The following is a 23,564-nucleotide window of genomic DNA, read 5'->3' as shown; positions in this document are numbered from 1 at the left end:
AAGATTAATCTCTGTAAAGGCATTAGACATGTACAACTAAAATCAGTTTAACCGTGCATTATCTAAGCCCCAACAGAGAAATATGTCAACCTTTATTGCAACATGTCAATAAATTTACCTTGTAAAATTTCAGCATCTTCAGGTGAACGACAAATGATTAATATTGTGTCGTCTCCACAAATTGTTCCCATAATATCCGGCCAATCAAGATGATCAATTAAAGCTCCAACTGCATTTGCATTACCAGGTAAAGTTTTCATAACGATTAAATGACTTGAACTATCGATTTTAATAAACGAATCAATTAATAGCCTTTTTAACTTTTGTAATGGGTTAAAACGTTGGTCTGCTGGTAAACTATATTTATAACGACCATCAGATAAAGGAACTTTCACTAAATGTAATTCTTTTATATCACGAGAAATCGTAGCTTGCGTTACTTTGAAGCCCAAATCTCGTAATGCTTGTACTAGTTCATCTTGTGTTTCGACTTCATTTTTTGCGATGATTTCACGTATTTTAATATGACGTTGACCTTTATTCATAATACACCTCTTTGCAAATTACGACAAATATCTTACATATGTAAGATTATCTTAACTAATCTAATGTATATTGTATACAGTTTTTTAACCGTTTTCACAAAAACGATTTTTCTATAGTATTGAAAAGAATATTGTTTCTTACTCACATAAGGAAAAAGGAACCTATTATGGTTCCTTTTTGTTATTTCACCTTTTTCAACTCAGAATGTGCTTCTTTCACAACTTCTTTTGTTGTATAAGTTAATTCATTGTCCCCAAGTTCCTTTGAACCTTCCCAATGAAGATGAATTAAAAATTCAATGTTTCCATCTCCACCTGTTATAGGTGAAAAAGTTAGAGCTTTCACATCATATCCTTGACGTAACGAAAAATCAATCATCATATCGATTACGTCTTCGTGTACTTTAGGCTCTCTGACAATTCCTTTTTTACCAACTTGTTCCCTACCAGCCTCAAATTGAGGCTTTATTAGTGCAACAACATCACTCGAAGCAACTAATAATGTTTTTAAAACAGGTAAGATTAAGCGTAGAGATATAAATGAAACGTCAATAGACGCAAATTGCGGTAGGCCAGCAATTAAATCTTCTGGCTTCACATAACGGAAATTAGTTCGTTCCATTACAATTACACGATCATCTTGTCTTAACTTCCATGCAAGCTGGTTATACCCTACATCAAGTGCATAAGATTTTTTTGCACCATTCTGGAGCGCGCAATCAGTAAATCCTCCAGTAGAGGATCCAATATCTATCATAATTTTATCTTCTACAGTGACATTAAACGTTTTTAATGCTTTTTCTAATTTATAACCACCACGACTAACATACGGCATTACCTCGCCCTTAATTTGAAGAGGTAACTCAATATCAATCTTCTCACCCGGTTTATCTAGTCTTTGTTCATTCGTATAAACTAGACCTGCCATAATTGCACGTTTTGCTTTTTCACGTGTTTCAATTAATCCACGTTCTACTAAAAGTACGTCAATACGTTCCTTTTTTGCCATGATTATTACATCCTCTTATTTATTACATACCATTTCACGAATTTTCTTAACTGATTCTTCCATCGTTAAATGAATTTCATCTAACAATTTATCTACATCACCATGTTCAACGTATAAATCAGGAATCCCAATTCGATCAACACGTACATTTTGATAGTTATGATCACTTGCGAATTCTAGTACTGCACTGCCAAAGCCACCTTGTAACATAGCTTCTTCAATCGTTAATATTGGTTTGCCGTTTTTAAATATATCATTTAACATCGCAGTATCCATTGGCTTAATAAATCTTGCATTTACAACTTTCACTGAGATATTTTCTTTCTCAAGTTTTTCAGCTGCATCTAATGCCATTTTAATTGTTGTACCAAATGTTAAAATTACTGCATCAGATCCTTCTCTTAATACTTCCCAAGATCCTATTGGAATTTCTTTTAACTGATCATCCATTTGTACACCAATACCATTTCCTCGTGGGAAACGTAGTGCAATAGGACCATCATCATACTTAATTGCAGTATTAACCATATGTTGTCCTTCATTTTCATCCTTAGGCATCATTAATACTAAATTAGGAATATGACGTAAAAAGGCAATATCAAATACCCCTTGATGAGTCTCCCCATCCGCTCCAACTAAACCAGCTCTGTCTATCCCAATAAAAACATTTAAGTTTTGTCTACAAATATCATGTAGTACTTGGTCATAAGCTCTTTGTAAGAAGGTTGAATAAATTGCTAGAAACGGCTTCATGCCTTGAGTTGCAAGACCTGCCGCAACCGTTGCGGCGTGTTGTTCAGCAATTCCCACATCAAATATCCGGTCAGGTAGCTGAGCCTGGAAATTCTCTAATTTAGAACCAACTGGCATAGCAGGTGTTATAGCAACAATTCTTTCATCTTTTAAAGCTAACTTTAATACAGTATCACTGACAAGCTTACTCCATGCAGGTGGCGCTTTATCAGGCTTGATGATTTTACCAGATTCAACTTTGTATGGACCTGTTCCATGCCAAGTTCCAATATCATCACTCTCTGCTGGCTTATAACCTTTTCCTTTTTTCGTTAGAACATGAACTAGTACAGGACCCTTTGTTTTCTTAGCATACTCAAGTGTCTCAAATAAGTCTTCGTAATTATGACCATCTACTGGTCCAAAGTACGTAAAGCCCATTTCCTCGAAGAACATCCCTTGAGTTACTAAGTATTTAAGGCTATCCTTTAACTTTTTAGAAGTACTTGATAATTTGTCACCAATACCAGGAATTTTTTTAATAACTCCTTCAAGCTCACCTTTTGCCCAACGATATTTCCCAGTCGTTCTTAGACGACCTAGAATACTATGTAAAGCACCCACATTTGGCGCAATAGACATTTCATTATCGTTTAGGATCACAATCACATCTTTTTGTTCATGTCCAATATGGTTCATTGCTTCTAAAGCCATACCACCTGTCAGGGCACCATCACCAATAATCGGAACAATATATTCCTTCGTCTTTTTTATATCTCTTGCAATCGCCATACCCATTGCTGCAGATAATGAAGTAGAACTATGGCCCGTTTCCCAAACGTCATGCTCACTTTCAATTCGCTTTGGAAATCCACAAAGTCCTTTAAATTGTCTTAAAGTAGAGAATTCATTCGCTCTACCTGTTAAAATTTTATGTACATAGGATTGATGTCCAACATCCCATAAAAATTTATCCTTTGGCGAATCAAACACTTTATGTAATGCAATCGTTAACTCAACTACACCTAAATTTGGTGCAATATGCCCACCTGTTTCAGATAACTGCTGTATAAGAAATTTACGGATTTCTTCGCTTAATAGTTCTAATTCCTCAATCGATTTATTTTTTAAAAAACTTGGATTTTTAATCGTCGTAAGATCCATATTGGATCACTCACCTTCCTAGATGTTAAATCTATTCTAATAAAAATTAATGATTATTTAATACTATCTCTAAAATGATTTTACCATACTTGCAGTTAAACGCTAAGTCTTAGAGTACTAACTCTTAACACCATGTATCATAATACCATTTAATTTGAGCTCGTAAATACAAACGTTAAATAATGAAAAGAATTGTTTCAATATCATCATAAAGAATTTTTGATTACTATTTACTTGTCCATACTATTCAATTAAATTAAATTTGATAAATGGACTCTATTAACGAAACTTCATATACTTTCATAAAAAGAAAGCCGCTAGCACATTTGTGTTAACGGCTTACATTTCTGTATATTATATTAACAACATTGCGATTAAAGTAGTTACATTATACATAAATGTTTAAATCTATTCAATCATATACATTAGAACTTGTACAATTAGCAGTTAAAAACTGCGATTTTCTACAAAGTCACAGATAGAAAGTAATAGATCATCTTTTATACCGCATGCTTTAATATGTTGTTTTGCTTCAAATATGAATGTATGAAGTCGGTTTTTGGCACCTTCAACTGTATATAATTTCACATAAGTTGTCTTATCATTTTCGATGTCACTACCTACAGGCTTCCCTAAAACTTCTTCATCACCGATTACATCTAAAATGTCGTCTTGAATTTGAAATGCTATGCCTAATTTATATGCGAATTGTGTTAAATGTGATAACTGTTCAGCTGTTGAATTAGCTAAAATGGCACCAGCGATAACAGGATACATAAGCATTTTCCCAGTTTTTCTTTCGTGGATATATTGCAATTCCTCTCCTGTTAATTGCTTACTTTCACCATCCATATCATCTACTTGCCCTGCAACCATCCCTTCAGGACCTGCTGCGATTGCTAATTCACTGATCAATCGAATTTTAACTTGATCTGATACATTAGGGTCATTCATTTCCGTAATAAGTTGGAATGCATAAGTAAGTAGACCGTCTCCTGCTAATACAGCTAAATCCTCACCAAACACTTTATGATTTGTAGGTTTTCCTCTACGAAAATCATCATCATCCATGCAAGGTAAATCATCATGAATTAATGAATACGTATGTATCATTTCAAGTGCACAGGCAGGTTTGATACCAATTTCAACATTTTTACCGAACGCATCTAACGTTGCAAATAACAACAAAGGTCGAATTCGCTTACCCCCAGCTTGAAGGGAATATGTCATCGATTCTTTTAATCTTTCTGGCGCTTTTAATTTCTGAACCGATTCAACCATTGATTCACTAACTAATTTGCTGGAGTATTCCATAAATTCTTTAAAAGTACTCATGCTTATTCCTCCTCAACAGTAAAAGGAGCTTCTTCACCTTGATCATTTAAAATTGATGTCATTTGTTTTTCAACTTTTGTAAGCTTTTCTTTACAAATTTGAGAAAGCTTAATACCTTCTTGGAAGTAATCGATTGCTTTTTCTAGTGGCACGTCACCTTGTTCTAGCTTCTGAACAATTGTTTCAATCTCTTTTATTGCATCTTCAAAAGATAAATCTTTTTGTTCCATTTTTTCATCACTGCTCCTTTACCTCAAGTACTTCACAGCTTAATTTCCCATCTGTCATTTGCAACTCGAACTGATCTCCGTTTTTCACTTGCTTCACAGATTTCACTAGTACTTCATTTTCCTTGTATGCTAATGAATATCCTCTTGCCATAACTTTTAACGGGCTAAGGGCATCTAATGTATGTATGACCTTTTCCATCATAAATTGCTTATGTGTAATCAGTCGATTAAATTCTTTTTGTAAGCTCATATGTAATTGTTCGTGTTTTTGTTTTTCAAGCTTCACCCTATTGCTCGGATGATGGATTAGAAGAGAAGAAGTCAATTCTTTATATTGAATCGATTTTCCTTTTACAATTTCATTCATCGACTGTTCTAGTTTTTCAAGTGTTCGATCAAATAGTTCTTGTTTTGGATTTAACAATGAATTTGGATATCTAAATACATAAGATTCTTGAATAGTACTTAATTGCAATTTCTTTTTATCAAATATCGAATTCATTGCTTTATTTAATCTTGCTTCTCGGACTGCAAACTGTTCAAGGATTTCTCGTTGACTTAAAGATACTAACTCAGCCGCAGCTGTTGGAGTTGGAGCACGCAAATCGGCTACATAATCAGCTATTGTCGTATCTGTTTCATGACCAACTGCAGAAATAATCGGTATTTTCGATTGGAAGATCGCTCTTGCTACTTTTTCATCATTAAACGCCCAAAGTTCTTCAATTGAACCACCACCACGCCCAACAATTAAAACATCAATATTGTTTAATTTATTGGCAGTTTCAATAGATTTTACAACAGACGCAGGAGCTCCATCACCTTGCACAAGTGTAGGAATAACAATTATTTTTCCAATAGGATATCTTCTTTGGATTGTCGTAATGATATCTCTTACTGCCGCTCCTGTCGGAGAAGTGGCAACCCCGATTACACTAGGAAAAGAAGGAATCTTTTTCTTGAATTTCTGATCAAAGAGTCCTTCTTCTAATAATTTTTTCTTTAATTGTTCAAATGCAACAAAAAGTCCACCTACACCGTCCGGTTGCATGTCACGAATATATATTTGATAACTACCAGACTGAGGGTATACAGTTATCTCACCTTGGACAATAACTTGCATACCGTCAGTTGGTTGAAAAGCAATTGTTGAATTATAGGATTGGAACATGACTGCAGCAATTCTAGCTCCGTCATCTTTTAAAGTAAAATAAAAATGTCCACTCGAAGAATGACGTTTAAAGTTTGAAATTTCCCCACGAAGCATTATATTTTGTAAATTTCGGTCTGCTTGAAATTTAGCTTTTAAATATTTAGTTAATGCGGTAACTGTAACTGGCAACTTTTCCGTCATGCCGATCCCTCTTTCATTCTTGTGGAGCAACCTTTAAAGCTTCACACCTAAATTGCTTTTATTTTCAATTTGAGATGCTGCCTTTAAAGTATTGTGAAGTAGCATAGTAATCGTCATCGGTCCAACTCCACCTGGTACTGGCGTTATATGACCTGCGACACTTTTCACATTTTCAAAATCTACATCTCCACATAATTTTCCATTTTCGTCTCTGTTCATACCAACATCGATTACAATGGCACCTTCTTTTATATAATCAGACGTAATTAATTTTGCAACACCAATCGCAACGATTAAAATGTCAGCTTGTTTCGTAATACGTTTTAAATCAGTTGTACGTGAATGAGTATAAGTAACAGTTGCATTTTCATTTAAGAATAATTGACCAACTGGTTTTCCAACTATATTACTACGTCCAATTACAACAACGTGTTTTCCACTAATTGGAATATTTGTAGCTTCAATTAATTTTAATATACCAAAAGGAGTACATGGTAGTAATGAATCTTGATTTGTCATCATACGTCCGATATTGATCGGATGAAATCCATCAACATCTTTTAATGGTGAAATAGTTTCAATAACTTTTTTCTCAGAAATATGCGCTGGTAAAGGCAATTGAACTAGAATACCGTGAATTTTATCATCGTTATTTAGTTTTCTAACAACCGATAATAATTCATCTTCTGAAACAGCCTCTGCTAATTCAATTACTTCTGAGTACATACCTAATTCATTACAAGCTTTATGCTTTGAATTAACGTAAGTTCTTGATGCTGAATTATTTCCAACTAACACTACAGCCAGTCCTGGAATTACTCCTTGGTTTTTTAGTTCTGTAACCCCAAGTTTTAATTCTTCACGAATTGATAATGAAATTTCTTTACCATTAATTAATGCTGCTACCATTTTCATTTCCCCCTATGCATGTAAACACTTTATCTATTTAGAATTTTGATAATACCGCATTGATAAATTTACTTGAGTCATCGTCTCCGTAAATTTTGGCAATTTCGATTGCTTCATTAATTGTTACACTTTTTGGAACATCTTCTAAAAAGTCAATCTCAACTAGTGCAATTCGAAGTATATTACGATCCACATTCCCTAAACGATCGATTGTCCAGCTTTCAATATTTGAAGATAATTTATTGTCAATCTCATCTTTGTGTTCTACAAAGTTTGAAACGATTGACTCTAAAAATGCGTCTTCTTTTTCTTCAGCTTCTTCTAAAACATGCTGTAATGCATCTGAAGCATCCGCCTCACTTAAATCCATTGTAAATAATGTTTGTAATGCAAGTTCTCTTGCTTTTCTACGTTTCATCAAAATAATAAACTCCTTTAAGCTAAATTCACAATTCGTTGCATAGGTAATAACGAATTCTAATTTTTATATAGTAACACGTTATTTTACCATTTTTTTTAATAAGTTCCAACGATGTATATTAACTAATTTTTTATTATTATTAACGTATTTAAGCTAAGTCCATACTTTTTAAAGTATTTTCTACATTTTAACTTAAAATCCAAAAAAATAATAGTTTAATGTATGTGTTTTTTATTATTTTTTAAAGTTTTTTTACACTTTATATAATTTTAGCAACCAAAACACGAACATTAATTTTTACACCGAATAAAAAAAGAGTTCCATACGAATATGGAACTCTTTTTAAACGGAATTAATTAAAGCTCGATTGGAGCTTCCTGCTCTACTTTTGTATCAAATTGAACACCAACTACATGTACATTCACTTCTGATAACTCTAAGCCAGTCATTGTTAATAATGCTTGACGGATGTTATCTTGAACATTACCTGCAACTGTTGGAATTGATTTACCGAATTTCACTAAAATGTAAACATCAATTTTAATTCGCTCTTCTGATAAATCAACGCGAACACCTTTACCATGATATTTCTTACCGATAATTTCAGAAATACCAGATGCAAGATTACCACGCATGCTAGATACGCCTTCTACTTCCGCAGCTGCAATACCAGCAATTACTTCAATAACCTCAGGTGCTATTTCTACTCGACCAAGAGTCGCGCTACCCATTTCTAACATTTGATTTTCATTCATGTAGATCCCTCCACTTTATCCTTTCGTCACAAGCGCATGTTCCTCAAGGAATTTAGTATTATACTTCCCTTTTACGAAGATTTCATTTTGCAGTAAATTTAAATGGAAAGGAATTGTTGTATAAATTCCCTCTACTACAAATTCTTCCAGTGCTCTTATCATTATAGCAATTGCTTCGTCTCTTGTCTTGCCATGAACGATAACTTTTGCAATCATTGAGTCATAATATGGCGGAATTGTGTAACCGTTATATACTGCAGAATCAACTCGAACATTAGGACCACCTGGTGGTAAATACGTAATAATTTTACCAGGCGAAGGCATAAAGTTTTTATCAGGATTTTCAGCGTTAATACGACACTCGATCGACCAACCATTTAAATTAACGTCTGCTTGAGTAATTTTTAATGGATGACCTTTTGCAATTAATAATTGTTGTTTAATCAAGTCAATTCCAGAAATATATTCTGTTACTGGATGTTCAACTTGAATACGAGTATTCATTTCCATGAAATAGAAGTTTTTAGTATGTGGCTCATAAATGAACTCAACAGTACCCGCACCCCAGTAATTAACTGCTTCAGCTGCACGTACAGCAGCTAGCCCCATTTTAGCACGAGTTTCCTCATCTAAAACAGGTGATGGAGCTTCTTCTACCAATTTTTGCAAACGACGTTGAATTGTACAATCGCGTTCACCTAAATGAATTGTATTACCATGTTCATCTGCTAAAACTTGAATTTCAACATGTCTAAAGTCTTCGATATATTTTTCAAGGTACACTCCAGGATTACCAAAAGCTGTTTGAGCTTCTTGTTGAGTAATCTGAATACCTTTTTCTAAATCCTTCTCATCTCTAGCTACACGAATACCTTTACCGCCACCACCAGCAGTTGCTTTAATAATGACTGGGTATCCTATTTCTGAAGCGATTTTTTTACCGTCTTCAATACTAGAAATAATACCTTGTGAACCTGGTACAACTGGTACACCTGCTTCTTTCATCGTTTCACGAGCTACGTCTTTTGTACCCATTTTAGAAATGGAATCAGCAGTAGGTCCGATAAACTTCACATTACACTCTGTACATAATTCTGCAAAACTAGCATTTTCAGATAGGAAACCATAACCTGGATGAATTCCTTCACAACCTGTTAATTTTGCAATACTGATAATATTAGTCATATTTAAATAACTATCTTTTGACAATTTAGGACCGACACAATAAGCCTCGTCAGCCATTTGAACATGCAATGCTTCTTTATCCCCTTCAGAATAAATAGCAACTGTTTCAATATTTAATTCTTTACATGCTCTTATAATACGAATCGCTATTTCCCCACGATTAGCAATTAAAACCTTCTTCATTTCTTCACCTTCTTAAGTAAAGTACTGTAACTTAATCTGTATGTCTATTAGCTTTTTACTAAAAATAATGGTTGGCCGTATTCAACTAACTGGCCATTTTTAGCCAATACTTCAACAATTTCCCCATCAATTTCAGCTTCGATTTCATTAAATAACTTCATTGCTTCTACGATACATACAATTGAATCACTTTTAATGCGATCGCCAACTGCAACATATTCTTTTGAATCTGGTGATGGAGATGCATAGAATGTACCAACCATTGGTGATGTAATTTTATGTAAATTACTTGTATCTTCTTTCACTACTTCTTGTGCAACAGCTTCAGCTGGTTTTTCTAAAGTTGCAACCGGAGCAGATACAACAGGCATTACTTCATGTTGAACTACTGGAGCAGCAGCTTGAGTAACAACAGTTGTTTGTCCACCTTTTTTAATTTTAACGATGGCACCATTATTTTCAAATTCAAACTCATTTATCGTTGTTTGGTCAATTAATTTAATTAATTCTCTAATTTCATGAATTTTCATTTTCATTCACCCCTTAAAAACATATAGTCTAATCTTATAACCTAATACTAAACTTTTCAACAAATTATTTTCCTTGAGCATGTCTCATTCTAATTTTAGCCATTTTCCCACCAAATTAATTATCTTATTCTTTACCAAAACTAATTCGTTATAAACTTAGGGACTGCATATCTATTTTAACGTACAAAAGCACTACCTACAACTTTGTAGACAGTGCTTTGAATGATGTGATAGTTTTTGTTCAATTTCTTTTTCTAATATTATAGCCTGCTCTTTGATGTCATAAGTCAATCCCAGGTAAAGGTTAAAAAGCAACCTTTACCCGGGCTTGCCTTATGCTTATCGGAGCTGACCAGTCGCCTCCACTTTTCTTTCTGTCTAGCTCCAGGCGTTAGCCCCTCGAGTCATAAGCCAAAAACCAGTAAAGGTAAAGAGCACCTTTTCTGGTTTCCGTCTTATGCTTGTCGGGGCTGAGCGAACGCCTTCCGCTTTTCTATTTACTTAGTCTGGAATGTTACGATTACTAGTTTTTCTCCTAGTACGCTTCTTGCCATTTGGATGATTTCGTTTGCTGCTGCTTTGCTATGTTTTTTTGTTGATTTTACTGATACATTTACTTCGTTGCTGTCAGCGCGTACTAATGCATCTTTGTAACCTGATTCTTTGATCATTGTTTCAACGTCTGCTTCTAGTGCTGTTAATGTTTGAAGTTCTTTTAAGCTTGTAAATGCTTGGCTTTTTTCTTCTGCTGATGCTGTAGCTGAGTCAATAGTTGTTTGAAATTCTTCTTTTAATTGAGCTCTTTTATCTTCTTGTTCCATACGTTGTTTTAAGAATACTTCATTTGTTGTTTCTTCTTTAGATGTCGTTTCTTTTCCTTCATCATTTTTATTTGTGTCCTTTGATGGAGTAGAGTCTAAAGAGTTATTACTAGTCATATTCATAATTCCTGCAGTTTTCATTTGATCAGGTGTTGTTACGTAATATACAGATAGTACCACTACTAAACTTAACATTGTTAATAACCAAATCGTTTGTCTTTTCATTTTCATTTTACCTTCTTCCTATTATTTTTTTGGTAGTACAGCGACACGGTGGCTTGGTACATCAAGTAATCTTGTGACAGCTTCTCGTATCATATTTTTTACTGCAAGATTCTCAGCACCTTTAGCGATAATAAGAACCCCTTTTATATCTGGCATTTCTGTTTGCACAATAACTGGAATTTCTTTTTCACCATCATTTATGATGACAACTTGCGTCTCATGGGATTCGTCTTCAATATTCCTTTTCCCACCTTGCTTGTCTACTTCTTCCGTTTGTTGTGTACGGTCAGTTCTATTAAATTGGTATACATTTTTTTCGCTGCCGTCTACATTTACTTCAACTTTTACTTTGCTAACGCCAGCCATTTGATTTAAAGTTTCTGTTAACTGTTGTTCATATTTATTTTCAAAATCATTTATACTTCCTGATGATTTTTCACCACCGAGTTTAAGAGTTTCAACAGCTTCTTCGTTATTTTTAGGACTTGCACTTGTTTCAGTTGAAATCGGTGAAAGCATCGAATTGGTTTTACCAGTTGAATTTGCAAATAGACTACTTGCGATCATCCAACAAACTCCAAGTCCGAGTAGAGCTAGTACATATTTCCTCGTGAGTTTAAATGGACTATGCTCTTTGTCAGAAGAGGTATTTTCATCTTTGTTTCCTTTTAAAAAGTCTGCTAGTTTTATTGGTGGTATTTTCTTTTTCATTTGCCATTACTCCCCTCCTTCCATCTTAACTTCGATTTGCTTGTCCTCAAGTTGCCATCTATCTGCTAAAAAATTCTGTAGTTCTTGTTGTTTAATTTTTTCGCTGTCTGTTTGGATCGGCTCAGTTGTATTAACACTTACTTCTTGAACAGGTTCTACATTGCTTGTCTCATCTTTTTTGGCGCTTACAAAAACTGTTACCTTTGATAAATCTTGCGCAGTTTTAATTGTTGTTACGCCTTCTTTTACTTCTAACTCAACGTTTGTAATAACCTGTTCGAAATCCTGTGTAATGTTTTCTTCAACTTCTTTTTTCATTTGGACAGCCATTTGTTTTAATATATATGCACGTTCTGTTGCTTGTATTTCATTTTTCTTATTATTTATTTCATTTTTTATTTCACCACTTGCTTCATATGTCGTTGACTGGTATCCGGCAAGCACTTCTTTTATATTCACTTTAAATAATTGAAAAATTGGTTGGAGCATCATGACAATTAATAATAGACTTGCAACAAAACGAACATATTTTGCTAATCCAGTATTCGGAATTAACATCATGATAATAGTTGCAATTAAGATATAGACGATTATGTTTGATACCCATTGAATAAAGAAATCCATCTTCACACCTACCTAAACATAACGACAATATTTCCTGCCGCAATGATCAATGTCATACTTAAGAAAAACATTAATGATACAATCGCTAAACAAACAAATAAGTATATGACACTTTTTCCAATCACATCAATCGTACTAATGATTGCTTTACTGCCTACTGGTTGAAGAATGGCAGCTGAAAATTTATAAATAAGTGCCAAAACTAATATTTTCAATGCTGGAAAGACAATGATCGCAAGCATCGTGACTAATCCAACGATCCCGACAGTATTTTTTAATAGAAGTGAAGCACTGATAACAGTATCTGTTACATCCGCAAACACCTTACCGACTACCGGGATAAAATTACTCGTCACAAATTTTGCAGTTTTGATAGCTACACCATCAGTTACAGCAGTTGTCATACCTTGTACACTTAACACACCGAGGAAAATTGTTAAAAAAATACCAAGTACACCTACTGCTATATTTCTAATTAAAGCTGCTAGTTTCGTAACTTGGAGTTCATCATTGATAATACTGACAATACTTAAAATCGTTGAAACGAGAATAAGTGGTAATACAAAATAGGTTACTAATAATCCACTTGTATGCATTAAAAAGATTAGAATCGGATGAAAGAACCCTACAGAGATTACTCCACCTGAGGTCGCGATTAATGCTAATAAAATTGGAATTAATGCTCTTAAAAAGTTAATCATCATTGTGATCGCTTCTTGAGTTGCTTGTGTGGCTATATAAAAGCTATTTAAAGCAAATACAACAAGCACTAAAAACACAACGCTGTCAGCGATTTTGCTAATCGAACTTTTTTCAAATGCATTTTGCAATGATTGTAATAGTGAACTAAAAATGACGAGCATGATCAGTATCCCAAGTATTTTCCCATTACTTAATAGCTCAAAAAATAAATATTTACCAAAGGCGATACACCATTCTTGAATTGAAAACTTCTTTTCTCCTTTAATAAATTCAATAAAATCTCCTTTTTGACTTTCTGGAAGAAATCCACCATATTTCGTTACTACTTCATCCCAGTATTGCTGAACTTCATCAATACCGAGTTTTTTGATTTGTTCATTGACAATTTCAGCAGGTGGAGGAGCAGCTTGTACATTTTTTGGGATAAAAAAAAGGAGAAAAAGGAAAAGAAGAAAAAATTGAATCTTATATTTCATAAAGTCCTCCTTCCCTCTTTATTAAGAAATTTTAGGTAAAAAACTTAATATTGTTTCGATTAGTGCTGTTAATATTGGAACAGCTAAAACTAAAATGAGCACTTTTCCACCTAATTCAATTTTGGAGGCAATTGCACCTTGCCCAGCATCTTTTGTTATTTGAACGCCAAATTCGGCGATATAAGCAATTCCAATAATTTTCAATAAAGTCTCTACATAAACGTTTTTTATACTTGCTTGATTCGCTAATTTTTGAATTTCATCTAATAAAAATTGAACTTTATCTAATAAGAATAAAAATAATACGCAGCTGATAAAAACTGTAATAGCCAAATTAAATTTATCCATTTTAAATTGATTTAAAAGGAGAATTAAAAATGTAGCACATAACCCGATGCCAACAATCTGGATGATTTCCATTACTAACTCACTCCTAATCTAATGAAATAGAAATACATCCTTGACTTTATTAAACAAATCGCCTGCTTTCGTAATGACTTGAAAGAATACAATGATAAAGGCTGTAATGATTGTCCATGTAGCAAATTCTTCTTGACCTGCTTTTTTTAAGACTGCATGTATAATCGCAGCGATTATGCCTATCCCGGCAATTTGAAACATTAATGCATAATTTGTAATCATCGAATTCCCTCCTTTAAATTAATAAAATAACGATTAAGATCCCGCTTAAAACACCTAGCATTTTTGACATTCTTTCATAACTAGATTGAGAGTCAATTGCCTCTTGTTCTTCCCGTTCTAAATGTTTTAACGCTAAGATAATTTGCTTTTGCTGTGAAATTTTGTCATGCATTCCGATTGTCTCGCCAAATTGCAAAAGGACTTGGATATCAGAATCTTTAATCGATACTTTTTTGGCATATTCTTGTAAAGAATGTTTCCATGCTTCTTTTGCAGATATGGCACTTGTTTCAAGTTGATTCGCAAAACCGATTAAAAATATTTGGATTTGTCCGTTTAATTGTTTCGCAATTCGCCTACTTGCTTCTTGTAGAGGTAATTGACTATACATAACTTCCGCTTCAAGTGATTGAAGTGCTAACTTCCAAGCGCGTAATTCCTTCGTTCGCTCAGATAATCTTCCTGCAAAATAAAAACCGAGCCATGTTGTAGAAAAGATAATAAATAGTGCGCCAATCCATTTCATCTAATACACCACCTTTTGTGAAAAAAGGCTTATATTTTTTCTATTTTTAATATCAGTGACATTACCCGGTCTTGGATGATTGGATATTTCTATAAATCGTTCGAATGTACCATTTTGAAATAAAGGCTGTAATGACGGTCTTTTTTGAATTTCCTCAAGAGAATAACCATGGACAGTTACGATTAATTGAACACCTGCGAAAATCGCCTCCAAAATTGCATCTACATCTTCTTTCTTACCAATCTCATCAACTAGAATGATATGAGGACTCATCGATCTAACGAGCATCATCATACCCTCTGCCTTTGGACAAGCGTCTAATACATCGATGCGTTCTCCGAAAGTATATTGAGGTACACCCTTAACCGAACCAGCGATTTCAGAGCGTTCATCAACGATTCCTACTTTTTGAGGTTTAATACCTCTAACATGATCTCCTTGACTGACAACTCTTGCAAAATCTCGTAATAAGGTCGTTTTTCCGGCTTGTGGTGGCCCGATCAGCATTGTATTTTTCCATCTTCCATCATATAAATACTTAACAAATGGACTTGCTATGCCTACTTTTTCTTTTGCGATTCGAAAATTATATGAACTAATATCTCGAATCATCTTTACCATTCCATTTTCAGTCACTACGCGTCCTGCTAGTCCTACTCTGTGGCCGCCTTTAATCGTGATATATCCTTTTTTCAACTCTTCCTCAATTGTATAAATAGAAAACTGACTAAGTTTCCCAAGAATTTGACTACCATCTTCAGCTGTCACGATATACGGTAAAAATGTTGAATGATTATTTGCAATTACCTCTACAGGTCTTGAGACTCTTAAACGCAATTCTTCTACTTCGTTTAAATCTGAAAAAGAAAGGATTAATTTCTCTTTCAGCATTATAGGTAATACATTGAAAACCTCTTCCATAGCAGTTCACATCCTATTAATCATTTAAAAACCGCTAATAAAATTAAAAATACCCCACAAAAAACAAGCACAAGTCGGATTGGATCTAACTCACTAGCTACACCAATAATCCCAATCGTCATAGTCGATATGAGGATGATTGGACCAATAGTCGCTAGAATACTATTAAGTGCTAATGCTTTTTTTATGTCATTGAAATAGAGTATTGTAATTGCTGCCATCAATTCTAAGCTACCACCAACCACTCTCAACAAACCCATGCCAAGTACAGCTTTATCCATTGAATCAATCCATTGCTTCATACATTACACACCTTTTTTTCAGTCTTTTTATTACTAATATGCAGAACATGTCCATTTAAGAAGATATTTCATCATTTGATTTTTATTAGTACTTTAAGAAAGCAGTCATTTATAATGGATGTTTTCTCTTAAAAGCCTTTGTTGGAAAATGAGTTCTGAGGAATCTATGGTTGAGAATCCTGTAGCTTAAGCGTGGTAGGTTCCTATTATCAATGTTGGAATCGGGTTGGCTTTCCGCTATCCTCAATAAATAGGAGCATACTAGTGAGGAAATCCAAGGTGTTTAGAAAGTTTACGAAGACACCCTATAAAAAAATAAGACAAAAAAAAAGAGAAGCATAGTGCTTCTCTTACATAATGACAAATATAAAAAATAGGATTACCATGATAATTTGTAAAATTGCTTTGGCAAGTGAGCTACTTAGAAATGATATAACAGTTGCCCATGAAGATTTCAAAGCTTCTTTAGTCGTTTTACCTTGAACTTTTTCTGTTACAAACACTGAAATAAACGGAACAATAATTAGACCAAATGGCGGAAAAATAAAGGAACCAACAATCACAGCTAAGCAGCCTACTCTTTCACCAGTTTTCGTACTTCCGTATTTTTGAAGAAAGTATTTATTGGCAATAAAATCTACTATAAATATGAAAGCAGTAAAAATTACCATGATGGTCCAAAAGAATAGACCTAGTTCCTCTCTATTAATACCGAAGTGATAAATTAAAAATCCTACCCATAGTACAGGTACTCCCGGAATAATCGGTTTGATTAACGCAATAAAAGCTAAAACGAAACAAATAATAATCAATGTCCAAAGTAAAATTGATGTTATCATATCAACCCTCCATCAAATAGATGATATTTCATAAGAAAAAGAGACACTTTTTACAAGTGCCTCTACTTTTTATTCTATTACACTAAATGTTAAATTAGTTTTTTGCACGAGAAACATAACTTGATTCAGTCGTATTAATAATTAATACTTCACCTTCGTTAATGAAGATAGGTACTTGAACAACTAAGCCAGTTTCCATTGTAGCAGGTTTTGTAACGTTTGAAGCAGTATCACCTTTGATTCCTGGTTCTGTTTCAATAACTTTTAGATCAACTGTGTTAGGTAATTCAACACCTAAAATTTCACTTTCATAAGTCATGATATAAACTTCCATATTTTCTTTTAAGAACTTTAATTCACGCTCTATGTTTTGTTCTGGTAATTCAATTTGTTCGTAAGATTCATTATCCATGAATACGTGTTGGTTACCATTTGCATATAAATATTGCATTTTACGATTTTGGATATGTGCTTTCGCAACTTTCTCACCAGCACGGAAAGTTTTTTCTTGTACTGCTCCTGTGCGTAGGTTACGAAGTTTAGAACGTACGAACGCAGCCCCTTTACCTGGTTTAACGTGTTGGAAGTCAATTACTTGCCAAATGCTACCGTCAGTTTCAATTGTTAAACCTGTACGAAAATCGTTTACTGAAATCATTAAATATCCTCCTAAAAAATGAAATGGTTCTGATTTGCTTATGTACCTGTGTATGAACCATTTCGCTTACCTTGAATTAATGTCTAGATTAAGCGCCATGAAACCTTTGTTCATGCGCCTCCACATTTCTATATGATAATGTATATTACTTCGTTTGTGTAGTTCTTTTTCAATTATCGTGAAAACTTATAGAATGATTAAGTTTTTAGGTGATGACATTAAGTTTTCGTTACCACCATTTTTAACGATTAAATCATCTTCTATACGAACTCCACCAAGATTTGGAATATAAATTCCTGGCTCACATGTAACAATCATATTTGGCTCAAGTACTAAATCAGAACGGAATGATAATCCAGGACCTTCATGTACTTCAAGTCCAATTCCATGACCTGTTGAGTGTCCATAATATTCGCCATAACCTTTTTCAGTAATATAATCACGTGTTAACGCATCAGCTTCTTTACCCGTGATTCCAGCTTTAATTCCATTTACACCACGTAATTGAGCTTCTAACACGATGTCATAAATTTTCTTTAATTCTGCATCTGGCTCGCCTACTGAAACTGTTCTTGTCATATCAGAAACATATCCTTTGTAGTATGCACCAAAATCAAGTGTTACAAAATCACCTGTTTCAATAACTTTGCTTGAAGCAACACCATGTGGTAATGCAGAACGGGCACCTGAAGCAACAATAATATCAAATGATGATGAAGTCGCGCCTAATTTACGCATATAAAATTCAAGCTCATTTGATACTTCTAATTCTGTAACACCTGGACGGATATAACCTAAAATATGATCAAAAGCCGATTCAGCAATTTTAGTTGCTTCTTTAATAATTGAAATTTCAGCATCCGTTTTGATTAAACGTAAATTTTCAATGATTCCATTTACAGGTACAAGTTCTGCTCCTGCTACTACTTTACGGTATGTACCATACTCAGAAAACGTCATATGATCTTGTTCAAATCCAATTTTAGCTACACCATTTTTTTCAACTTGTGATGCAACTTCGCTTGAAATTAATCCTTCGTGTTTAACGATTTCAAATCCTTCACATTGGCTAGTTGCTTGCTCAACATAACGGAAATCAGTAATAAATAATGCCTTATCCTTTGTGATAAGTGCCACACCTGATGAACCTGTAAAATTTGTTAAATAACGACGGTTATATGTACTAGTAACTAAAAGTGCGTCCAACCCTTTTTCTACAAGAGCTTCTCTTAATTTTTTAATTTTTTCCATGAACTTTCTCTCCCCTACTAATCTGTTGTAATGCAAGTAAAGCTAAGTCATAACCGTACACACCTAATCCAACAATTTGTCCAACCGTTACAGCAGCTAATACTGATGTATGACGAAACTCTTCTCTTTTATGTATATTTGAAATGTGTACTTCAATGGTTGGTACTGTAATACTTGCAATCGCGTCGCGAATTGCATAACTATAGTGTGTAAATGCACCTGGATTAAAAATAATTCCATCATAAACATTGTTTGCTGCATGTAGACGATCAATAATCTGACCTTCGTGATTAGACTGGAAACAATCAATTATGTCATTACACTCAATAGCCCGCTCAGATAAAAGGTTTTCTATATCCTTAAGTGTTGTAGAACCATAGATTGAAACCTCTCTCTGGCCGAGCATATTTAAATTAGGTCCATTTAATAATAAAAACTTAGCCAATTTTCTTGTCTCCACCTATCATTTCAGCATATTTGCTCCAATTTAACATAATATGGAACACTCATCCTTATTTTATCATAGGCCAGACTATTTTGAATAGCCACGCAAAGAGGGTTCTTCTTCTAGAGATGCAAAAGAAACCGAATATGCAATAAAGGTTCCGTATAGAATGAATATACAAATGCTTGTTACCATCGTGTCAGTTGAATACTCTTTAATTGGTTTTAAATCAAACGCAATTCTTCCAAATACAAGGAAAATAATAACCCACCACAATAATCCATAGAACACTCCAGGCAATACACCTGTAAATTTTTTTCCTATAAAGAAAAAGATGAATGCAATGACGATTGAAATAATACCAATACAAAAAATAGATAATATGACCTCAATGTAAAAATTAGCCCATTTTCCAAGAGGAATTTTTTCTAATACAAATGTTGGACCGATTTGTGTGAAATCAAAAAAACTTAGTACGAAAGATACTGTTGACCAAAATATTCCACCGAAAAATCCGATACTTGCAATCTTATTAAAATTCATTGCACCTTTTGCATAATCCGGACTTTGTCCTTGATCTGTTACACCGCCTTGGTTTTTGCCTTGATCTTGTTGTTTTTCATCTTTTTCACCTTGAGCTTGAATATTTCCTTTATCCATGTATCATGACCCTTTCCATACATTGCTAATTATCTTATTGTAGTATGTCCAAGTGATATTCTTTCATGTGAATAGAATGGTTATAAGAATATTAAAAATATTAAAACTTACTTATACTTGCACCATTATTGTTATTCCATTTACAATAGATTCAAATAGAAATATTTATGTAGTAAAAAATGAATTTAGGTTGGTGCAACATGAAAGAGAAAGAAAGAGCAATTTATGGGGGGCAGGCGATCGTAGAGGGTGTCATGTTTGGTGGTAAAAAACACACTGTATCGGCAATCCGAAGAAATGATCACTCTATTCAGTATTTCGAAGAACCAATTCAAACGAATCCTACGATGCAAAAACTAAAGAAAGTTCCATTCGTACGAGGAGTTGTTGCGATTATTCAAGCTAGTATTAATGGATCAAAGCATTTAAACTTTTCAACAGAACGATATGGAATTGATCCAAATGATGATGAACAAGTTGCTTTAGAACGTGAGAACCAAAAAAGTACGATTGCTACATATATTGGAATATCTGTATTAGCAGTTTTATCTTTTTTAGTAGGGAAAGTTATCTTTACATTAGTTCCAGTTCTGTTAGCAGCTACACTTAGACCATTTTTCGAGACTGATGTTCAGCAAGTAATTGTAGAAAGTATAATAAAATTACTTTTTTTATTAACCTATATTTATTTAGTTTCCTTAACTCCTTTTATCAAAAGAGTTTTCCAATATCATGGTGCTGAGCATAAAGTGATTAATGCTTTTGAAAATAATGTACCATTAACAGTTGAAGGTGTCAGATCACAATCTAGATTACATTACCGTTGTGGTAGTAGTTTTATTTTATTTACGGTTATTGTTGGGATGTTTATTTATTTCCTAGTTCCAACGAGTCCACTTTGGTTAAGAATAGTAGACAGACTTTTATTAATACCGGTAGTCTTAGGTATTTCGTTTGAAGTTTTACAATTAACGAATAAAGTTCGTCATATTCCAGTACTAAAATGGGTTGGCTACCCAGGATTATGGCTACAATTATTAACAACAAAAGAGCCGTCAGATGATCAAATTGAAGTTTCAATCGCTTCATTTAATCGACTTTTGGAAATAGAAAAAAATACCAAAATATAATTGACAGAATTTTATAAAAAATATCAACTTATTGAATAAAATGTAATAAACTATAAGTAACCTATTTTTTTACAAAACGATTTAAAAATAATTCTTAACATAGGAGGTGCTTAAGTGAATCAAAAAGTGTACACATCAATATTTTACGGAATGATAGCATTAGCACTTTTTGGCTTAATTGCTGAATTGATTAACAATCCAGCAAAATTATTACAAAGAATTTTATTTATTGGATTAATTCTCCTTGTTCTTTATTTTATTTATAGAGTATTTACATCATCTAACAGTCAAAGAAGCCAACAAGACTCCTATAGAAAAGCTGCTAAACAGACTGTAAAAAAATATAATACGCAAAAAACTAGTTCAGTAAAAAAATCGTTTAATAAATCAAAGCCCACTTCAAGGAAAAGTACCTCCAGTCCTTTGCTAAGAAAACGAAATAAAGATTCTAGTCACCTGACCGTAATTGAAGGTGAAAAGGGTAAAAAGAAAGACCGTGCTTCCTATTAGGCACGGTCTTTTAGTCATTATTAGATTGTTCTTCATTCGATTTTTGAATGACCTTTAATGCTTCTATCCTACTCTTATCTTCCTCGAAGAATTGAACTAAGTCACCAATACGATCAATTGCTTCCCAGCTCATATGATGTTCCATTCCTTCGACATCTTGATAAATTAAAGTTTCGTCTAAACCGATAATTCTTAAAAATTGCTCAAGTAAAACATGGCGATATACAAGCCTTTTCCCCATCTTTTTACCTTTTTGAGTTAAAATAAGTCCTCTATACTTTTCATAAATTAAATATTCGTCTTTATCAAGCTTTTGTACCATTTTCGTAACTGATGATGGATGTACTGATAAAGCATCAGCAATATCAGACACGCGTGCATACCCTTTATCTTCAATTAAAAGGTAAATTTGTTCAATATAATCTTCCATACTAGGTGTGGGCATGTTTTTCCTCCAGTTAAGTATTACAAATTAAATAATCCGTTACAAATAAACATCAAATAAAATGATACAACACAAAATACAAAAGTGCAATTAACTCGACTTTTTCAATCTTTACATATATATCATACTATCAAAAAAAAGAAGTGTACCAAATTAGTACACTTTTTTACTTATGTAAAATACTGTATCTCTCCATTTGGAAAATAATATTTAATATAAGCAGATATCGTTTCTTCGATGGATGCTGCTTGATCCGTTTGATACACATATTTCCCTATTCCATATTTACCCCATTTGTATTTTCTTTTCTCTTCATCCATCTCTAATTTTGTATTCGGATATCGCTCAAGAATGACTTTTTTTGCTGGCTTTGTGAAACGATGCTGAATCAGCTCAAATGTCATCTTTTGATTCGCTAAGTCACCAAGTGCTTCTTTTAACCGAATAAATAATTCCTCATAGCCTTCTTCCCAATCTTCATGCATATAAATTGGCGCGACTATAAATCCAAAAGGATATCCTGCATTTGCTACTTTTTTCGCAGCTTCGATCCTCTCATCAAATGAACCAGTGCCTGGCTCAAAATTTTTAATCACATATCTTGAATTAATACTAAATCTAAATGTTGTTTTGCCGTTATGTTTAGCATCCAATAAGTGATCTACATGTGGAAATTTAGTTACGAAACGTAAGCGACCATATTCAGTTTGCCCAATAAATTCGATCGTTTTTTTTAAAGAATGAGTCAAGTAATCGATGCCTACTATATCAGAAGTACATGCAGCCTCAAATCTTGTGATCTCCGGTTTTCTTTCGTTCATATATTTTTCTGCTTGTTCAAAAATTTCTTCTAAATTAACATACACTCTAATATAAGGTTTAGATCCTAATGTTGTTTGTAAATAACAATAATGACAATGTCCCATACATCCCGTAGCCAAAGGTATTGCATATTCAGCAGAAGGCTTTGACGTTTCAAATTTCAATGTTTTACGTAAACCAACTACTAATGTCGATTTTGCAATCCGATATTTCTCTGCGTCAGTATCACCGGGTAAATTTCGGATTTGATTATGTGATGTTGTTTCCCTAATTTCTAAACCCATCTTCTCAAACTTCTCTTTTAATTCTTTTCCTAATGGATATTCCAACGCTTGTGGCTCAAAATAAACGAGCCTAGGTATAAATGGCTTCATATCTGATAATTCCTTTCTACATTTATCTATAGATAGTATGAACCTTACCAAAAAAACAAACGGTCCAAGTATTGGGAATAAAGGTAAAGAAAGGTGATATGCTAATTCTCAGTAAAAAAAGTATGTTC

The 23,564-nt window shown here is 33.6% G+C and carries 29 protein-coding genes; 2 read left to right on the top strand and 27 right to left on the bottom strand.

The features are described from left to right. Window positions 1-92: 92 nt before the first annotated feature. From ahrC to CAB05_RS06260, 25 genes are all read right to left on the bottom strand, one after another. Window positions 93-545, bottom strand: a complete 453-nt coding sequence (ahrC, locus tag CAB05_RS06380) for a transcriptional regulator AhrC/ArgR (RefSeq protein ID WP_087998988.1) — start codon at window positions 543-545, stop codon at window positions 93-95. A 181-nt stretch (window positions 546-726) separates the two neighbouring features. Next, the gene (locus CAB05_RS06375) at window positions 727-1,557 is read right to left on the bottom strand and encodes a TlyA family RNA methyltransferase (protein ID WP_087998987.1); all 831 of its coding nucleotides are present in this window, start codon (window positions 1,555-1,557) and stop codon (window positions 727-729) included. A gap of 12 nt (window positions 1,558-1,569) precedes the next feature. Next, the gene (dxs, locus tag CAB05_RS06370; RefSeq protein WP_087998986.1) at window positions 1,570-3,450 is read right to left on the bottom strand and encodes a 1-deoxy-D-xylulose-5-phosphate synthase; all 1,881 of its coding nucleotides are present in this window, start codon (window positions 3,448-3,450) and stop codon (window positions 1,570-1,572) included. A 447-nt stretch (window positions 3,451-3,897) separates the two neighbouring features. Beyond that, window positions 3,898-4,785 carry a polyprenyl synthetase family protein gene (locus CAB05_RS06365; RefSeq protein ID WP_087998985.1) on the bottom strand — a complete coding sequence of 296 codons (888 nt, stop codon included), beginning with the start codon at window positions 4,783-4,785 and terminating at the stop codon, window positions 3,898-3,900. Between the two features lie 2 nt (window positions 4,786-4,787). Beyond that, window positions 4,788-5,015: an exodeoxyribonuclease VII small subunit gene (locus tag CAB05_RS06360; protein WP_087998984.1), complete on the bottom strand. Its 228-nt coding sequence runs from the start codon at window positions 5,013-5,015 to the stop codon at window positions 4,788-4,790. A gap of 7 nt (window positions 5,016-5,022) precedes the next feature. Next, a complete protein-coding gene (gene xseA / locus CAB05_RS06355) occupies window positions 5,023-6,369 on the bottom strand; it encodes an exodeoxyribonuclease VII large subunit (RefSeq protein ID WP_087998983.1) in 1,347 nt (448 codons plus the stop codon). Window positions 6,370-6,402: 33 nt separating this feature from the next. Continuing rightward, a complete protein-coding gene (gene folD / locus CAB05_RS06350) occupies window positions 6,403-7,278 on the bottom strand; it encodes a bifunctional methylenetetrahydrofolate dehydrogenase/methenyltetrahydrofolate cyclohydrolase FolD (protein WP_087998982.1) in 876 nt (291 codons plus the stop codon). 37 nt (window positions 7,279-7,315) lie between these two features. After that, window positions 7,316-7,696, bottom strand: a complete 381-nt coding sequence (nusB, locus tag CAB05_RS06345; protein ID WP_087999554.1) for a transcription antitermination factor NusB — start codon at window positions 7,694-7,696, stop codon at window positions 7,316-7,318. A 359-nt stretch (window positions 7,697-8,055) separates the two neighbouring features. Next, window positions 8,056-8,454, bottom strand: a complete 399-nt coding sequence (locus CAB05_RS06340; RefSeq protein WP_087998981.1) for an Asp23/Gls24 family envelope stress response protein — start codon at window positions 8,452-8,454, stop codon at window positions 8,056-8,058. A gap of 15 nt (window positions 8,455-8,469) precedes the next feature. Continuing rightward, complete coding sequence (gene accC / locus CAB05_RS06335; RefSeq protein ID WP_087998980.1) at window positions 8,470-9,822, bottom strand: acetyl-CoA carboxylase biotin carboxylase subunit; 1,353 nt, start codon at window positions 9,820-9,822, stop codon at window positions 8,470-8,472. 47 nt (window positions 9,823-9,869) lie between these two features. Further along, window positions 9,870-10,352: an acetyl-CoA carboxylase biotin carboxyl carrier protein gene (gene accB, locus CAB05_RS06330; RefSeq protein ID WP_087998979.1), complete on the bottom strand. Its 483-nt coding sequence runs from the start codon at window positions 10,350-10,352 to the stop codon at window positions 9,870-9,872. Between the two features lie 497 nt (window positions 10,353-10,849). Continuing rightward, on the bottom strand, window positions 10,850-11,404 hold the full coding sequence (locus CAB05_RS06325) for a SpoIIIAH-like family protein (protein ID WP_235821385.1): 555 nt from the start codon (window positions 11,402-11,404) through the stop codon (window positions 10,850-10,852). A 15-nt stretch (window positions 11,405-11,419) separates the two neighbouring features. Beyond that, window positions 11,420-12,109, bottom strand: a complete 690-nt coding sequence (gene spoIIIAG / locus CAB05_RS06320) for a stage III sporulation protein AG (RefSeq protein WP_087998978.1) — start codon at window positions 12,107-12,109, stop codon at window positions 11,420-11,422. 6 nt (window positions 12,110-12,115) lie between these two features. Next, window positions 12,116-12,733: a stage III sporulation protein AF gene (gene spoIIIAF, locus CAB05_RS06315; protein WP_087998977.1), complete on the bottom strand. Its 618-nt coding sequence runs from the start codon at window positions 12,731-12,733 to the stop codon at window positions 12,116-12,118. Between the two features lie 8 nt (window positions 12,734-12,741). Then, window positions 12,742-13,911: a stage III sporulation protein AE gene (gene spoIIIAE, locus CAB05_RS06310; RefSeq protein ID WP_087998976.1), complete on the bottom strand. Its 1,170-nt coding sequence runs from the start codon at window positions 13,909-13,911 to the stop codon at window positions 12,742-12,744. A 21-nt stretch (window positions 13,912-13,932) separates the two neighbouring features. After that, complete coding sequence (gene spoIIIAD, locus CAB05_RS06305) at window positions 13,933-14,331, bottom strand: stage III sporulation protein AD (RefSeq protein WP_174567275.1); 399 nt, start codon at window positions 14,329-14,331, stop codon at window positions 13,933-13,935. 18 nt (window positions 14,332-14,349) lie between these two features. Further along, entirely contained in the window at window positions 14,350-14,553 is a 204-nt protein-coding gene (gene spoIIIAC, locus CAB05_RS06300) for a stage III sporulation protein AC (RefSeq protein WP_087998975.1), read from the bottom strand. 13 nt (window positions 14,554-14,566) lie between these two features. Continuing rightward, window positions 14,567-15,079 carry a stage III sporulation protein SpoIIIAB gene (spoIIIAB, locus tag CAB05_RS06295; protein ID WP_087998974.1) on the bottom strand — a complete coding sequence of 171 codons (513 nt, stop codon included), beginning with the start codon at window positions 15,077-15,079 and terminating at the stop codon, window positions 14,567-14,569. Then, window positions 15,080-16,000, bottom strand: coding sequence for a stage III sporulation protein AA (spoIIIAA, locus tag CAB05_RS06290; protein WP_087998973.1), 921 nt, complete (start codon window positions 15,998-16,000; stop codon window positions 15,080-15,082). A 20-nt stretch (window positions 16,001-16,020) separates the two neighbouring features. Then, window positions 16,021-16,302 (bottom strand): YqhV family protein, encoded by a 282-nt coding sequence (locus CAB05_RS06285; RefSeq protein ID WP_087998972.1) that lies wholly within the window; start codon window positions 16,300-16,302, stop codon window positions 16,021-16,023. 350 nt (window positions 16,303-16,652) lie between these two features. Continuing rightward, window positions 16,653-17,141, bottom strand: coding sequence for a DUF456 domain-containing protein (locus tag CAB05_RS06280; protein WP_087998971.1), 489 nt, complete (start codon window positions 17,139-17,141; stop codon window positions 16,653-16,655). A gap of 94 nt (window positions 17,142-17,235) precedes the next feature. Further along, window positions 17,236-17,799 carry an elongation factor P gene (efp, locus tag CAB05_RS06275; RefSeq protein ID WP_087998970.1) on the bottom strand — a complete coding sequence of 188 codons (564 nt, stop codon included), beginning with the start codon at window positions 17,797-17,799 and terminating at the stop codon, window positions 17,236-17,238. Window positions 17,800-17,985: 186 nt separating this feature from the next. After that, window positions 17,986-19,050 carry a M24 family metallopeptidase gene (locus CAB05_RS06270; protein WP_087998969.1) on the bottom strand — a complete coding sequence of 355 codons (1,065 nt, stop codon included), beginning with the start codon at window positions 19,048-19,050 and terminating at the stop codon, window positions 17,986-17,988. After that, window positions 19,037-19,495 (bottom strand): type II 3-dehydroquinate dehydratase, encoded by a 459-nt coding sequence (gene aroQ / locus CAB05_RS06265; protein ID WP_087998968.1) that lies wholly within the window; start codon window positions 19,493-19,495, stop codon window positions 19,037-19,039. The genes CAB05_RS06270 and aroQ overlap by 14 nt, the downstream gene beginning before the upstream one ends. A gap of 87 nt (window positions 19,496-19,582) precedes the next feature. After that, a complete protein-coding gene (locus CAB05_RS06260) occupies window positions 19,583-20,155 on the bottom strand; it encodes a YqhR family membrane protein (protein WP_087998967.1) in 573 nt (190 codons plus the stop codon). Between the two features lie 200 nt (window positions 20,156-20,355). On the opposite strand from CAB05_RS06260, the gene CAB05_RS06255 reads away from it, so the two are divergent. After that, the gene (locus tag CAB05_RS06255; protein ID WP_087998966.1) at window positions 20,356-21,285 is read left to right on the top strand and encodes a DUF1385 domain-containing protein; all 930 of its coding nucleotides are present in this window, start codon (window positions 20,356-20,358) and stop codon (window positions 21,283-21,285) included. 114 nt (window positions 21,286-21,399) lie between these two features. Further along, window positions 21,400-21,795 carry an SA1362 family protein gene (locus CAB05_RS06250; RefSeq protein ID WP_087998965.1) on the top strand — a complete coding sequence of 132 codons (396 nt, stop codon included), beginning with the start codon at window positions 21,400-21,402 and terminating at the stop codon, window positions 21,793-21,795. Between the two features lie 10 nt (window positions 21,796-21,805). Here CAB05_RS06250 and mntR read toward each other — a convergent pair whose 3' ends face one another. Together mntR and splB are read right to left on the bottom strand one after the other, a co-directional pair. Then, window positions 21,806-22,240 (bottom strand): transcriptional regulator MntR, encoded by a 435-nt coding sequence (mntR, locus tag CAB05_RS06245; protein WP_087998964.1) that lies wholly within the window; start codon window positions 22,238-22,240, stop codon window positions 21,806-21,808. 170 nt (window positions 22,241-22,410) lie between these two features. Then, on the bottom strand, window positions 22,411-23,436 hold the full coding sequence (gene splB, locus CAB05_RS06240; protein WP_087998963.1) for a spore photoproduct lyase: 1,026 nt from the start codon (window positions 23,434-23,436) through the stop codon (window positions 22,411-22,413). Window positions 23,437-23,564: the final 128 nt, after the last annotated feature.

Source organism: Gottfriedia solisilvae (genome assembly GCF_002128405.1).
Lineage (GTDB): Bacteria > Bacillota > Bacilli > Bacillales > Bacillaceae_G > Gottfriedia > Gottfriedia solisilvae.
This window is presented reverse-complemented; position numbering and strand designations above follow the sequence as displayed.

Bases quoted from the DNA above. Each gene is read 5' to 3' on its own strand.
- ahrC (WP_087998988.1), bottom strand. From the start codon at position 545: ATGAATAAAGGTCAACGTCATATTAAAATACGTGAAATCATCGCAAAA.
- dxs (WP_087998986.1), bottom strand. From the start codon at position 3,450: ATGGATCTTACGACGATTAAAAATCCAAGTTTTTTAAAAAATAAATCG.
- CAB05_RS06365 (WP_087998985.1), bottom strand. From the start codon at position 4,785: ATGAGTACTTTTAAAGAATTTATGGAATACTCCAGCAAATTAGTTAGT.
- CAB05_RS06360 (WP_087998984.1), bottom strand. From the start codon at position 5,015: ATGGAACAAAAAGATTTATCTTTTGAAGATGCAATAAAAGAGATTGAA.
- xseA (WP_087998983.1), bottom strand. From the start codon at position 6,369: ATGACGGAAAAGTTGCCAGTTACAGTTACCGCATTAACTAAATATTTA.
- folD (WP_087998982.1), bottom strand. From the start codon at position 7,278: ATGGTAGCAGCATTAATTAATGGTAAAGAAATTTCATTATCAATTCGT.
- nusB (WP_087999554.1), bottom strand. From the start codon at position 7,696: ATGAAACGTAGAAAAGCAAGAGAACTTGCATTACAAACATTATTTACA.
- CAB05_RS06340 (WP_087998981.1), bottom strand. From the start codon at position 8,454: ATGAATGAAAATCAAATGTTAGAAATGGGTAGCGCGACTCTTGGTCGA.
- accC (WP_087998980.1), bottom strand. From the start codon at position 9,822: ATGAAGAAGGTTTTAATTGCTAATCGTGGGGAAATAGCGATTCGTATT.
- accB (WP_087998979.1), bottom strand. From the start codon at position 10,352: ATGAAAATTCATGAAATTAGAGAATTAATTAAATTAATTGACCAAACA.
- CAB05_RS06325 (WP_235821385.1), bottom strand. From the start codon at position 11,404: ATGAAAATGAAAAGACAAACGATTTGGTTATTAACAATGTTAAGTTTA.
- spoIIIAG (WP_087998978.1), bottom strand. From the start codon at position 12,109: ATGAAAAAGAAAATACCACCAATAAAACTAGCAGACTTTTTAAAAGGA.
- spoIIIAF (WP_087998977.1), bottom strand. From the start codon at position 12,733: ATGGATTTCTTTATTCAATGGGTATCAAACATAATCGTCTATATCTTA.
- spoIIIAE (WP_087998976.1), bottom strand. From the start codon at position 13,911: ATGAAATATAAGATTCAATTTTTTCTTCTTTTCCTTTTTCTCCTTTTT.
- spoIIIAD (WP_174567275.1), bottom strand. From the start codon at position 14,331: ATGGAAATCATCCAGATTGTTGGCATCGGGTTATGTGCTACATTTTTA.
- spoIIIAC (WP_087998975.1), bottom strand. From the start codon at position 14,553: ATGATTACAAATTATGCATTAATGTTTCAAATTGCCGGGATAGGCATA.
- spoIIIAB (WP_087998974.1), bottom strand. From the start codon at position 15,079: ATGAAATGGATTGGCGCACTATTTATTATCTTTTCTACAACATGGCTC.
- spoIIIAA (WP_087998973.1), bottom strand. From the start codon at position 16,000: ATGGAAGAGGTTTTCAATGTATTACCTATAATGCTGAAAGAGAAATTA.
- CAB05_RS06285 (WP_087998972.1), bottom strand. From the start codon at position 16,302: ATGAAGCAATGGATTGATTCAATGGATAAAGCTGTACTTGGCATGGGT.
- CAB05_RS06280 (WP_087998971.1), bottom strand. From the start codon at position 17,141: ATGATAACATCAATTTTACTTTGGACATTGATTATTATTTGTTTCGTT.
- efp (WP_087998970.1), bottom strand. From the start codon at position 17,799: ATGATTTCAGTAAACGATTTTCGTACAGGTTTAACAATTGAAACTGAC.
- CAB05_RS06270 (WP_087998969.1), bottom strand. From the start codon at position 19,050: ATGGAAAAAATTAAAAAATTAAGAGAAGCTCTTGTAGAAAAAGGGTTG.
- CAB05_RS06260 (WP_087998967.1), bottom strand. From the start codon at position 20,155: ATGGATAAAGGAAATATTCAAGCTCAAGGTGAAAAAGATGAAAAACAA.
- CAB05_RS06255 (WP_087998966.1), top strand. From the start codon at position 20,356: ATGAAAGAGAAAGAAAGAGCAATTTATGGGGGGCAGGCGATCGTAGAG.
- mntR (WP_087998964.1), bottom strand. From the start codon at position 22,240: ATGCCCACACCTAGTATGGAAGATTATATTGAACAAATTTACCTTTTA.
- splB (WP_087998963.1), bottom strand. From the start codon at position 23,436: ATGAAGCCATTTATACCTAGGCTCGTTTATTTTGAGCCACAAGCGTTG.